Annotated in this window: 10 protein-coding genes; 6 read left to right on the forward strand and 4 right to left on the reverse strand. The window is 54.3% G+C overall.

Translation table 11 applies throughout. The features are described from left to right. The first annotated feature begins 34 nt into the window (after positions 1-34). Genes hmgA through KO497_RS11415 form a run of 6 tightly spaced genes read left to right on the forward strand, consistent with a single transcriptional unit; the run spans position 35 to position 6,060 of the window. Entirely contained in the window at positions 35-1,396 is a 1,362-nt protein-coding gene (hmgA, locus tag KO497_RS11390) for a homogentisate 1,2-dioxygenase (protein ID WP_215944091.1), read from the forward strand. After that, complete coding sequence (maiA, locus tag KO497_RS11395) at positions 1,393-2,034, forward strand: maleylacetoacetate isomerase (protein WP_215944092.1); 642 nt, start codon at positions 1,393-1,395, stop codon at positions 2,032-2,034. The genes hmgA and maiA overlap by 4 nt, the downstream gene beginning before the upstream one ends. Continuing rightward, on the forward strand, positions 2,031-3,278 hold the full coding sequence (gene fahA, locus KO497_RS11400; RefSeq protein ID WP_215944093.1) for a fumarylacetoacetase: 1,248 nt from the start codon (positions 2,031-2,033) through the stop codon (positions 3,276-3,278). The genes maiA and fahA overlap by 4 nt, the downstream gene beginning before the upstream one ends. A gap of 11 nt (positions 3,279-3,289) precedes the next feature. Beyond that, entirely contained in the window at positions 3,290-4,240 is a 951-nt protein-coding gene (locus tag KO497_RS11405; protein WP_215944094.1) for an MBL fold metallo-hydrolase, read from the forward strand. Between the two features lie 6 nt (positions 4,241-4,246). After that, on the forward strand, positions 4,247-5,869 hold the full coding sequence (locus tag KO497_RS11410) for an FAD-dependent oxidoreductase (protein ID WP_215944095.1): 1,623 nt from the start codon (positions 4,247-4,249) through the stop codon (positions 5,867-5,869). A 2-nt stretch (positions 5,870-5,871) separates the two neighbouring features. Further along, entirely contained in the window at positions 5,872-6,060 is a 189-nt protein-coding gene (locus tag KO497_RS11415; RefSeq protein ID WP_215944096.1) for a DUF2783 domain-containing protein, read from the forward strand. Between the two features lie 220 nt (positions 6,061-6,280). On the opposite strand, the gene KO497_RS11420 is transcribed toward KO497_RS11415, so the two are convergent. The 4 genes from KO497_RS11420 to KO497_RS11435 are packed head-to-tail and all read right to left on the reverse strand — an operon-like array spanning position 6,281 to position 12,647. Next, positions 6,281-8,032 (reverse strand): SulP family inorganic anion transporter, encoded by a 1,752-nt coding sequence (locus tag KO497_RS11420; RefSeq protein WP_215944097.1) that lies wholly within the window; start codon positions 8,030-8,032, stop codon positions 6,281-6,283. Beyond that, positions 8,029-9,690: an alkaline phosphatase family protein gene (locus tag KO497_RS11425; protein ID WP_215944098.1), complete on the reverse strand. Its 1,662-nt coding sequence runs from the start codon at positions 9,688-9,690 to the stop codon at positions 8,029-8,031. The genes KO497_RS11420 and KO497_RS11425 overlap by 4 nt, the downstream gene beginning before the upstream one ends. 43 nt (positions 9,691-9,733) lie before the next feature. Further along, positions 9,734-10,765: a TAXI family TRAP transporter solute-binding subunit gene (locus KO497_RS11430; protein WP_215944099.1), complete on the reverse strand. Its 1,032-nt coding sequence runs from the start codon at positions 10,763-10,765 to the stop codon at positions 9,734-9,736. Positions 10,766-10,784: 19 nt separating this feature from the next. Beyond that, positions 10,785-12,647, reverse strand: a complete 1,863-nt coding sequence (locus KO497_RS11435) for a TRAP transporter permease (RefSeq protein ID WP_215944100.1) — start codon at positions 12,645-12,647, stop codon at positions 10,785-10,787. Between the last annotated feature and the right edge of the window lie 64 nt (positions 12,648-12,711).

The following is a 12,711-nucleotide window of genomic DNA, read 5'->3' on the forward strand; positions in this document are numbered from 1 at the left end:
ATATCCAAACGTGAGTTTAGAGAAGGGATCACCAATGAGCAAAGTCACCGCGTCACACGGATTGCAGCAAGCCCCGACCACACTTGGGACACATGAAGGATATATGCCCGGGTTCGGAAATGATTTCGAAACCGAGGCCCTACCTGGTGCATTGCCCCAAGGGATGAATTCGCCGCAAAAGTGCAATTATGGTCTTTATGGTGAGCAGCTTTCCGGAACAGCGTTTACCGCCCCGAGCCACCAAAACGAACGTACGTGGTGTTATCGTATTCGTCCTTCGGTGAAACATTCGCATCGCTACACGCGCATCGATGTGCCGTATTGGAAATCCGCACCGAATGTGGTCGAGGATGTCACGTCACTGGGCCAGTATCGCTGGGATCCTGTGCCTCACACAGACGCGCCGCTTACGTGGATAACTGGCATGCGCACCATGACCACAGCTGGCGATGTAAACACGCAGGTTGGCATGGCGACCCACGTGTATCTTGTGAATGAAAGCATGGTTGATGCTTATTTCTTCTCCGCTGATTCCGAGATGCTTGTCGTGCCGCAAGAGGGCCGTTTGCGCTTCTGTACAGAATTGGGTGTGATTGATGTGGAGCCTCAAGAGATCGCCATTCTGCCGCGCGGCCTCGTGTATCGCGTTGAAGTGCTTGAAGGCCCATGCCGTGGTTTCGTTTGCGAAAACTACGGGCAGAAATTTGAACTGCCGGGCCGCGGCCCTATTGGTGCGAACTGTATGGCGAACCCGCGAGATTTCAAAACGCCGGTTGCCGCTTTTGAAGACCGTGAGGTACCGTCCACTGTTACCATCAAATGGTGCGGGCAATTCCATGAAACCAAGATCGACCAGTCCCCGCTGGATGTTGTCGCATGGCATGGAAATTACGCGCCATGCAAATATGATTTGAAAACATACTGCCCAGTCGGCGCGATCTTGTTCGATCACCCAGACCCCTCGATCTTCACAGTGCTCACCGCACCATCCGGTCAAGAGGGCACAGCGAACATTGACTTCGTTCTGTTCCGCGAGCGCTGGATGGTGGCCGAAAACACCTTCCGTCCACCATGGTACCACAAGAACATCATGTCTGAACTGATGGGTAATATTTACGGTCAATATGATGCGAAGCCCAAAGGATTCATTCCGGGCGGTGTGAGCCTGCACAATATGATGCTGCCGCATGGGCCGGACAAGAACGCTTTTGAAGGGGCATCGAATGCCGAACTCAAGGCAGAAAAGCTCGACAACACCATGTCCTTTATGTTCGAGACCCGTTTCCCCCAGCATCTGACCACTTTTGCTGGCAAAGAGGCGCCGCTTCAGGATGACTACATCGATTGCTGGACCGATATGGAAAAGAAATTTGACGGCACGCCAGGTGTGAAATGAAGCTTTTCAGCTACTGGCGATCCACCACATCCTACCGCGTGCGCGCAGCCCTAAACCTCAAGGGCGTGGCCTATGAGACCGTGCCTGTCGATTTGGTCGCAGGTGCGCAATCTGAGCCGGACTACGTCAAGCTCAATCCGGGGGCAGGGGTGCCAACCTTGATCTTGGAGGATGGAACGGCTTTGACGCAATCGATGGCCATCTTGGATTACATTGATGCGATCTGGCCTGAGCCGCGCTTGATCCCCGAAGACCCGCTTGAGCGCGCGCGGGTTTTGGCCGTTGCCCACGGCGTTGCCATGGACATTCATCCGGTGAACAACCTGCGGGTCGTTCAGGCGCTGGGTGCCGATTTTGGTGCCACGCCAGCGCAAAAAAAAGCTTGGATGCAAAAGTGGATGGCGCAAGGTTTTGCTGCCATTGAAACTCAAATTTCCAACGATACGGCCTTCGCTTTTGGCGATGTACCAAGCCTTGCTGATCTGTGTATCGTTTCGCAGATGTATAATGCGCACCGCTGGGATGTGCCCCTTACGGCCTTTCCCAAACTCACACGTGTAACGGCAAAATGCCTTGCGCTTCCGGCCATTGCGGCCGCTCACCCTGACAACCAACCAGATGCGAAAGAAATCATATGACATTGCTCCGCTCATGGGTCGCAAGCGCTAACAGCGCCGACACGAACTTCCCGCTCAATAATTTGCCCTACGGTGTTTTTGCCGTTGATACCGACACAATGCCGCGCTGCGGTGTCGCCATTGGCGATATGATCTTTGATCTGTTCAAAGCTGAAAGCGACGGTTTGGTCGATTTGGGCGCCTCCGTTTTTGATGTTCCCTACTGGAACGACGTGATGGATCTAGGGCCCGAGGCGTGGGCTGCTTTGCGTGCGCGTTTGACAGAACTCTTGGCGGAAGGGGCGAAGGCTTTGCCGGACTACCTTGTGGCACAGGTGGATGTCACAATGCTTATGCCGTTCAAAGTCGCCGAATTTACGGATTTCTACGCGGGCAAACACCACGCGATGAACGTCGGCACAATGTTCCGCGGGCCTGAGAATGCACTGCCGCCAAACTGGCTGCATATCCCGATTGGTTACAATGGTCGTGCGTCCACCGTCGTTGTGTCGGGCACGGACATTGTGCGCCCCAACGGTCAAATGAAAGCGCCTGACGCCGAAGTGCCGTCTTTTTGCCCCTGTAAGCGTCTTGATATCGAACTTGAAATGGGCGCCATCATCGGCGGATCAAATGCGATGGGGGATCCGGTATCTGTGCAGCAGGCCGACGACATGATCTTTGGCTATGTATTGCTCAATGATTGGTCTGCACGCGACATTCAAGCTTGGGAATACCAACCACTTGGCCCGTTCCAAGCCAAAGCCTTTGCGACCTCCATCAGCCCATGGATCGTCACAAAAGACGCGCTTGAGCCCTTCCGCACCAGCACGCCTGAGCGCGAGAAAGAGCTGTTGCCGCATTTGGTCGAGCCCGGCCCAATGCTTTATGACATCGCGCTTGATGTGACGATGGCACCAAAAGGGAAACCTGCGACCACCATCGCGCAGACCAATTACAACCGGATGTATTACTCAGCAGCTCAACAACTGGCGCACCACGCCTCGTCCGGCTGTGCGATGAATGTGGGTGATTTGATCGGGTCTGGCACGATCTCTGGTCCTGAGAAATCCGAGCGCGGCTCGCTTCTAGAGCTGACATGGGGGGGCAAAGAACCGATGACCTTGGATACGGGTGAAAAACGTACTTTCATCGAAGATGGCGACACCTTGACCCTGACTGGCGCTGCAAAAGGTGACGGCTATCAAGTCGGATTTGGGGCCTGCATTGGCACCATTCTTCCTGCCAAAACATTCCCAGTTTAAGGACCATATTCATGGCAAAAGCATTCGCTTCCCAAGGGGACATGTCTGAAAAGAAAATCACCTTTGATGAAATCGGCGACGGGCTCTATGCCTTCACCGCCGAGGGGGACCCGAACTCTGGTGTCATCATTGGCGACGACAGTGTGATGATCGTCGAGGCCCAAGCGACACCACGTTTGGCGAACAAAGTCATCGAGAAAGTGCGCGAAGTTACCGACAAGCCGATCAGCCACGTTGTTTTGACCCACTATCACGCCGTGCGTGTTTTGGGGGCGTCTGCCTTTGGCGCGCAGCAGATCATCATGTCTGACGTGGCGCGTTCCATGGTGATGGAGCGTGGTCAGGAAGATTGGGACAGTGAGTTCCAACGCTTCCCACGTTTATTCGAAGGCCATGAAAGCATCCCCGGCCTGACGCTTCCAACCACGACCTTCAGCGACAGCATGACGGTTTACCTTGGTAAGCGCCGCGTTGACATCAAGCACATCGGCCGTGCGCATACTGCGGGTGATGCGGTTATTCATGTGCCAGATCAGAACGTTATGTTCACGGGGGATATCGTGGAAGATCACTCCGCCTGCTACTGTGGGGATGGCCACTTTGCAGACTGGGGCAACACGCTTGATGCAATCAAAGCCTATGACGTTGATGCGATTGCACCGGGGCGCGGCGGCGCATTGATTGGCAAAGACGCCGTTGAACGCGCGATTGAGAGCACTCGTGATTTTGTCAACTCGACCTATGCCCCTGCGGCGCGTGTGGCTGTCAAAGGCGGCAGTTTGAAAGACGCTTGGGATGCGGTGCGTGCTGAATGTGATCCGAAATTCGCGGATTATGCGATCTATGAGCACTGCCTGCCGTTCAACGTTGCCCGCGCCTATGACGAAGCGCGCGGCATCGCCCACCCCCGCATTTGGACCGACAAACGCGATATGGAAATGTGGGAGGCCCTTCAGGGATAAGTCACTATGGTTGCTGTCAGATATCAAACGGCCTTCACGCTGTACCCGTATGAAAAAGTCGCGGAGCAAGATGCCGCCAATCCCGCACGTCACCCCGTGGTGATTGTGGGCGGTGGTCCCGTCGGCATGGGGCTGGCGCTGGACCTTGGCAAAAAGGGTGTGCCCTGTTTGGTTCTGGACGATCACGACGGGGTCGGGCGCGGCAGCCGTGCGATCTGTTTTGCCAAGCGGACGTTGGAAATTTGCGACCGCTTGGGCTGTGGCGATCCGATGGTGGATAAAGGCGTGGTGTGGAATGTCGGCCGTGTTTATCGGGACGAAAAGGAGGTCTATACCTTTAACCTGCTTCCTGAGGACGGCCACAAACGCCCTGCTTTTATCAATCTGCAGCAACCCTATTTTGAACAGTTCCTTGTCGAAGAGATCCGCCGCCAACAGGCGGCGGGTGCTCCGATTGAAATCCGTGGCAAAAACTGTGTGACGGCGCTGACGCAGCACGGCGATCATGTGGCGTTGGAGGTCGACACGCCAGACGGCCCTTACCAGCTTGAGGCCGACTATCTGGTGGCCTGTGACGGGGCCAGCTCGCCTACACGCGCTATGATGGGGCTCGACTTTGAAGGCCGCGTGTTTGAAGACAACTTCCTGATTGCCGACATTAAGATGAAGGCAGAGTTTCCAGTTGAGCGTCGTTTTTGGTTCAACCCTTCATTCAACCGTGGCGAAACCGCTTTGATGCACAAGCAACCAGATGATGTCTGGCGGCTCGATTTCCAGCTCGGCTGGGATATTGACCGTGAGGCCGAATTGAAACCTGAACGTATCAGCGAACGTGTTGCGGCGATGATCGGGGAGGGGATTGAGTTCGAATTGGTCTGGACGTCGATCTACACATTCCGCTGCTGCACCATGAAGGACTACCGCCATGACCGTGTGCTCTTTGCGGGCGATGCGGCCCATCAAGTCAGCCCGTTCGGCGCGCGCGGGGCCAATGGCGGCATGCAGGATATCGATAATCTTGGCTGGAAATTGGCGGCTGTCATCAACGGTCATGCCGACGACACCTTACTCAATAGCTATCACGAGGAACGCAAATACGGCGCGATGGAGAACATTAAAAACTCCAGCCGCTCCGCCGACTTCCTCACGCCGCGCAACCCTGCGCATAGGTTGTTTCGTGATGCTGTGCTCGATCTGGTCGAAGACCATGATTTTGCGCGACCTTTGGTCAACTCTGGCCGTTTGTCGATGCCATGCACCTATGATGGTTCAAACCTGAACACGGCTGATGCGCTGCCAGATGCTCCCGCACGCAGCCGTCCGGGCAGTGCTTGCAGCGATGCGCCCTTGTCGGATGGGTTCTTGCTTGATCAATTGGGTGCGGAGTTTACCCTTCTGACCATCAACTGTGATCTGCCAGCGGATCTCACACTTGACGGCCCCTCGGTGACACCTTTGATCCTAACGTCAGCAGACGACCCAACAGGCGCGTTGCAAGAGCGCTACCTTGGCGATGCCAAGTCGGCGGTTTACCTCATCCGGCCGGATCAACATGTCGTCGGGCGTTGGGCCGATTTTGACGAAACACGCGTTGGCGCCGCCCTTGCACGCGCACTCGGAAAGACCTGAACATGACAGCATTGAATACGTTACCAAACTTTGAAAACACCGATGATTTCTATGCAGCCTTGCTCGCGGCCCATGATGGCCTAGACAAGGCAGACATCCATGCGTTGAATGCGCGGTTGATTCTTGTTTTGGCCAATCACATTGGGGAACAGAACGTTTTGGAACAGGCGCTACAAGTCGCCTCGCGCTAAGACGCACGCGCGAAGATACTTGGACTGATCCGCAAAAGGGGGCTTTGCAGTAAAAGGGGGCTGTGATCTAGATCATGAGACCTTTGAACACTCACATCCCCCCACACAAACTGAAATCGTCAAAACATCAAAACTCAACGCTGGGTTCATCAAGCGGACTGTAAATAAGACGCCACGGTAGGCGGATTCAAAATGGTGTTTGGTTGGCAGTCGGTTGCCATTAAGGGCTCGATTTATTCTTGCATTCATCAAAGCAGCGGACCTCACATGTGCCGCAAATCGTATCGCTCGCAAGAGAGACATTCACGCCAATCGCCTCGGATTTATGGGCATGAACGTTGTTTTCACCCAGAACATCAAGACAGTTGAGGCGCCTTAGAACATTCAAAACACTGGGATTGGCCGCGATAAGATGTACGTCCTGTCCATGACCGCGCGCTCGTTTGGCCTCTGATACAATGAAATCGGCGCCCGCGAGGTCGATTTTTCCGACCCCTTTCAAATTTAAAATGTAGGTCTTGTAGCCGTCTTTTTCCTCCATCTTTCGAAATGCGCGCTCAATGTGTTCGATGGACGCAAAAAACAATGGTCCCTCAATACGAACAAATCTGATTTGAGGGCATTCTTGCAATCCGTGCATTTTCACATTCATGAAAGCGCGCCGGTTGTTGACCACGGTCGGCGCACCAACCGCGACTAAGGGGTGCGCGCTTTTGTTTAGAAACACGGATAAAGAGGCGACAACCCCAACGAGGATTGCAAAATCGAGTTCGGAAAAAATGCCTGTTAAAAACGTTGCTGCAAGAATGAAACTTTCTGATCGGCTGGTGACCAAAACGTGTTTGATTTCGGAAATATTGACCAGTTTCCATGCTACATAAAGAATGACCGCGGACATCGCAGGCACTGGAACGAAGCGCACATAAGGGGCAAGAAGCACCAGCAACACGGCGAGAAATCCAGCGGCGAAAATGGCAGACAGTGGCGAGGTCGCGCCGCTTTCGGCATTCAGGCCTGAGCGCGTAAAAGAGCCCGATCCCGCATAGCATTGAAAGAAGCTTCCTGTGAGGTTCGATAGACCCTGTCCAACCATCTCCTGATTTGAATCATAAGTCTCGCCGCGTCGAATGGCGAAAGACTTGCCTATAGAAATCGCCTCAAGAAGCCCCACACAGGCCACGGCTGCCGCCGCAGGCAAGAGAGCGCTTATTGTGCTAACATCAAGCGCCGGAGCGCGCAGCGCTGGCAGGACAGCGCCTAAAGGTTCGAACATCTTCACACCAGAGGCCTGCGCGCCAAGCAGATGTCCGGTGGCAGCGCCAAGCACCAAGCCGATGATGTAATTCGGCAGACGGCGGCTGATCCGCGCGCAGGCGATCACGCTTGCCAATGTCACCGCCGCGATGATCACCGCATCCATGTTCACCTTGTCGATATGCGCGGCGACCTGCATCACACGATGCATTACACCGCCAGTCCCGCTGTCCAGCCCCAAAGTCGGCCCGAGCTGGGACACTCCAATTAGCACGGCTGCGGCGGCGGTGAACCCAACGATCACCGAATGGGAAATAAAGGCGATAAGGCCACCGAGGCCCGCCAGACCCGCCGCCAATTGAAGCACCCCAACCATCAAGGTCAACAAAAGCGCGAGTGCGATATAGGCCTCACTTCCAGGCAGGGCGAGACTGCTCAGCGAGGCAAATAAAACAGCAGAAATCGCTGTGGTTGGGCCAGACACCATAACCCGAGAAGAGCCCCAAAACGCGGCCACGACGGTCACGATGATTGCGGTGAACAATCCGTATTCTGGTGGCAGGCCCGCAATCGTCGCAAAGGCCACCCCTTGCGGCAAGACAATCGTTGCATTCGTCAGGCCCGCGATTGCGTCCGCTTTCCAATCGCCTTTCTCCCTGTCATGCAACCATGGTCGATTGAGCGAGAGATATCTGAGTGTCGCGCCTGCTATCTTCATGTTTTTATTGGCTTAGGTTGTTTATCTTCTTTTGCCAAGAAGTCGTTGAGTTCGGCTTCGTTGCGGTACCCGATGAGGATGCCGGATTTCGCCTCGCCGTAAATGCTGTCACGCGCTGCGATCCAAGCGTCGGAACAGGTTGTGCGCTGTGATGTGCGGCGCGCCCAATCAAAGAAGTGGCGTTCCATACGCTGACACTCTTGTGCGAAATCCGGGTTTGCGCCTAAATCCGTTAACTCGTCCGGATCGTTTTCAAGATCAAACAACATCGGACGAAACCTTTCAGCGAACACATATTTCCATCGTCCATCACATAGCATTGTCAGCTTGGCATCTTTGACTTCGACACCAAGACGGCGGCGCACGTCGCGCATGGAATAATCGTATTCGGAGATTGCCACCTCGCGCACGGTCTGCGCTTGCCCATGCAAGATAGGCTGCAACGGGTGTCCTTCAAGAATATGCGGCAGGTCCGCGCCATCAAAGAAGTTTAGAATGGTCGGCACAACATCAATGGCTTCGATCAGCGCTTTTGATTTGGTGCCGCGAGTCGCATCGGCTTCGGGGCGGGGGTCGACAACGATTAAAGGCACACGCGATGAGGCATCATGAAACAACTCCTTTTCGCCCATCCAGTGATCTCCCAGATAATCGCCATGATCTGAGGTAAAGATGATCATGGTGTCGTCTGTGATGCCCTGTGCATCCAAGAACGCCACCAAGCGCCCCATTTGATCGTCGATCTGTTTGATCAACCCCATGTAGGCCGTCAAAACGCGGGTACGGGTTTCATCGTCGCAAAAGGCGCGCGAGACCCGTTCTTGCATAAATTCGCCATAGACCGGATGCGGATCGGCGCGCTCGGCTTCGGAACGCACAGGCGGCAGATGGGTCTCGGGGCCGTACATATCGTGATAGGGCGCGGGCACAATATAAGGCCAATGGGGTTTGATATAGCTTAGATGTAAACACCACGGTGTGTCGCCAGCCTCACGGATGAAATCCATAGCGCGGTCGGTGATATAGGGGGTTTCGCTTTCTTCATCGGCGGCGCGAGCAGGTTTGTCCGCGTTGTCCATAAACCAGCCGCTGAGCAAGTTTCCGTCGTCATCTTCGGCGCTGTTCGCCACGCTGTCCCACGGGTTTTCATCCGGCCAACCGCGATCTTTCATAAAGCGATCATAGGCGTTATTGCGAGCGTATCGTGGCCCGTTCGGATGCAGCCCGTCTTCGCGCTCGAAGGGTTCGAACCCGCATTCAGCCACCAGCGCACCAATCTTGCTATCGGGTGCAAGGCCAAGCCGTTTCATGCCCTCAATGTCGGCGGTCATATGGGTTTTGCCGCACAGGGCTGTGCGCACCCCCAAAGGTCGCAAGTGGTCGCCCAGAGTCATTTCTCCGACTTTTAACGGAATGTTGTTCCAGGTAGAGCCATGCGAGTTGACGTATCGACCGGTGTAAAAAGACATCCGCGAGGGGCCGCAGATGGGGGATTGCACGTAAGTTTGGTCAAACAGCACGCCGCGTGCCGCCAATTTATCAATATTGGGTGTGTGAAGGGTCGGATGACCGGTGCAGGACAGGTAATCCCAGCGCAACTGATCACACATGATAAAAAGGACGTTCTTGGGCACGGCAAACTCCAGTGGTAAAACCATCAAATAGTGTGCGCTAGGGCGCGGACGCCCTAGAGATTATGTGTTATCCACGCGCAATGTCGGGGATCGAAACACCCAGCTCTTCAAGGGCGCGTATTGCACCTGAATGAAGTGGCATGTTGATGTCTTTTACCGCGGTTTCAGGGGTGATAGCGGCAAGCCAAGGCGCAGAGGTACGCATTTCAGCGACACCTGCAAAAAAGGTCTTGGTCATCTCATAGATCATGTCGTCGCTCGCATCCTCATGCGTGACGATCCCCACAGTTACACCCAATGTTGTTGTCTCTGTTTCATTGACCTGATTATCGCCGTAAACACCTACGGGGATTGTATCCAAGCCAAACCCGGGACGATTTACAAGCGCTTGGACGGCCTCTGTTTCAAGTTGGTCCGCAGGAATGCCGAGAAAGCGGATCGGGTTTGTCACCGCAATTTGCGTCAAAACCGGGCTGGGGGCATTGGTCGGATTACAGTACACATCAAGGTTGCCGTCTTGAAACGCCGCTGCTGCCGCGTCCCAGCCAAGTTTTACAGCTTCATAGTCGGTGCCTTCTTCAAGTCCCGTAAGTGATTTGAACAGGCTGCTCATTGTCGTATAAGCCGCGCCACCGGGTGGTCCTAGGAAAACGCGTTTGCCTTTGATGTCATTCAAGGATGTGATGCCCGACGACTCGTAAACGGCAATGTGATAGATGCCCATCGGAAAGTTCAGCACTGCGCGCAGCTTCTTTGCCAATTCTGGCGCTTGATCCATTTTCGCATACATTGCACGCTGGCTTGTCATCAGAGCATGAATGACCGGCGAAGACATGCAAAAGGCTGTCTTACCCATTGCGACTTCTAGAACATGACGCGTGGCCGCGCCTGTCGCGTTGACTTGGATTTCAAAATCCGGCAACTCGCGATTGATGATATTGGCGAAAGTGGTCATCACAAGGTTCGGGCTTGTGCCTGGTCCCAGTGTAGACATACGCAACAATTCCTTAGCAAAAGCTGCGCGAGGCAACAGGGCCGCTGCGGCAGTGGCTGTTGCACTGGCAAGAACTGTGCGTCGATTCATTGTGGTGGTTTTCATGGGTATCTCCTCCTCAAGATCATGAAATGATAGATTTGTTTGTTAGTTCCAGGCGATCGAATGCCATGAGGGCGACGGCGGCGATTGCCGCGCCCCAAGATGCAATCGGTCCGAAAAAGATAAGTCCAATGGCGATGCCAAGCCCGACGGGCACCATGTAGAGTTTGTCGCGGCGCGGGTAACAGGCGCGCGAAATCAAGATGACCGCAAGCAATACAAAGACAATCGCCTGCACTGATTCCCAGATTGGAAATCCAGTCCCAAGAAGCAGGGCAGGTTTGTAAATGAAGGCGAATGGGATAACAAAACCGGGCAGCGCCAAACGAGATGCTTCAAGTGCGGTGGCCATCGGGCTTGACCCCGCAATAGGGGCCGCCGCAAATGCCGCCAAGGCCACAGGCGGTGTGATGGCTGAGAGCACGCCAAAATACAGCACAAATAAGTGGGTGTGGATGATTGGTACGCCCAATTTTTGCAAAGATGGGCCCATGACAAGCACAATGATCAAATAGGCGGGAACCGTTGGCATCCCCATTCCAAGCAACAAGCAAGCAATGGCCATTAAGATCAGCGACAAGATCAACTGGTCGTCGGCGAGATTTGACAACAACGACGCAAATCGCAGCCCGACACCTGTTAAATTCAGCACGCCAATGACAATGCCGACAGCCCCAACAATAATCACCAGTTGCGCCGAAATCTTTGCGGCGGAGCGAATAAACCGCAACCATCCCGCAAGGTCGACCAATAGATTAGGGCGAAGTGCGAAACCAAGTACGGCGGCAATGGCGACGCCCATAAATCCTGCATAGGCAGGGGACGATCCGCCAACCATGGTGACGACGATCCCAGCCAATGAGAGTGCAAAAACGATCATCTGTGCGATTTCACGCCAATCAAATGAGACGCGAGGTTGAGGTTCATCTGCAAGATCCATGCTGCGCGCTGCGCTTGAAATCGCGACAAAAAGCCCTCCGTAATACAATACAGCAGGAACCGTCGCTGCGAGACAAATGGTGAGGTACGGCACACTGGTGACATCCGCCATGATAAAGGCTACGGCGCCCATAATCGGCGGTGTGATTTGCCCGCCACTTGACGCGGCGGCCTCGACGGCGCCGGAAAAGCGCGCAGAAAACCCGCGCTTTTTGATGAGTGGAATGGTGATGACACCGGTGCCCACAACATTGGCGACAGCACTGCCGGAAATGGTCCCGAACAAACCGCTTGCAACGGTTGCGGCCACCGCAGGGCCTGCGCGCATCTTACCCGTGAGGGCCAATGCCAATCTAACGAGCACTTTGTCTATTGCCAAAAGCTCTAACAACGCGCCGAAGATGATGAAGATCAAAATTGTAGAGACAACAGTGGCCATTGGACGCCCGAACACACCATCAAACGAGAACCATAAAACGGTCATAAGCTCTTCTGTTGACACGCCTGCATGGCGCAAGAAACCCGGTGCCATATGGCCGAAAGCGCCGTAAATAAGCACTGACCCTGCAACCACAGCCATGACCGCGCCGACGGAGCGTCGGGTTAATTCAACAATCGCGACAAGCCCCAGAAATCCCATACAAATGTCTTTGGAGGACAAGAAATACAGGCCTGTTTCGATTTCTTCGGCAGCTCGAAAATATTGGTAAACGCCAAGTATGAGCGCGATCGAAATGAGAGCTAATATACCCTTATCCACTGCATTCTTTGTCGATCTTAAGTCGCATAAGAGCACCAAAAGGCCCCCAACCACCAACATGCCGACACGCAGATAGGAATCTGAGAATACCCCAAAAACCGATACGTAGAAAACCACAGCAACCACAACCGCTGACAGCGTTGTGATGGCGAGCTCTAAAAACAAGCTTTTCTTCAATTTAGTCACGATGTCCTCCCAGACCGCATGAGCACGCGAGCGTCTCGCGTATCCTCCCAAGATACTTGCTCAT

It is taken from the genome of Pacificibacter marinus (assembly GCF_018860665.1).
GTDB classification, from domain to species: Bacteria; Pseudomonadota; Alphaproteobacteria; order Rhodobacterales; family Rhodobacteraceae; genus Celeribacter; species Celeribacter marinus_A.

Coding starts and splice junctions, on each gene's coding strand:
- maiA (WP_215944092.1), top strand. CDS start 1,393: ATGAAGCTTTTCAGCTACTGGCGATCCACCACATCCTACCGCGTGCGC.
- KO497_RS11410 (WP_215944095.1), top strand. CDS start 4,247: ATGGTTGCTGTCAGATATCAAACGGCCTTCACGCTGTACCCGTATGAA.
- KO497_RS11405 (WP_215944094.1), top strand. CDS start 3,290: ATGGCAAAAGCATTCGCTTCCCAAGGGGACATGTCTGAAAAGAAAATC.
- fahA (WP_215944093.1), top strand. CDS start 2,031: ATGACATTGCTCCGCTCATGGGTCGCAAGCGCTAACAGCGCCGACACG.
- KO497_RS11430 (WP_215944099.1), bottom strand. CDS start 10,765: ATGAAAACCACCACAATGAATCGACGCACAGTTCTTGCCAGTGCAACA.
- hmgA (WP_215944091.1), top strand. CDS start 35: ATGAGCAAAGTCACCGCGTCACACGGATTGCAGCAAGCCCCGACCACA.
- KO497_RS11425 (WP_215944098.1), bottom strand. CDS start 9,690: ATGGTTTTACCACTGGAGTTTGCCGTGCCCAAGAACGTCCTTTTTATC.
- KO497_RS11415 (WP_215944096.1), top strand. CDS start 5,872: ATGACAGCATTGAATACGTTACCAAACTTTGAAAACACCGATGATTTC.
- KO497_RS11420 (WP_215944097.1), bottom strand. CDS start 8,032: ATGAAGATAGCAGGCGCGACACTCAGATATCTCTCGCTCAATCGACCA.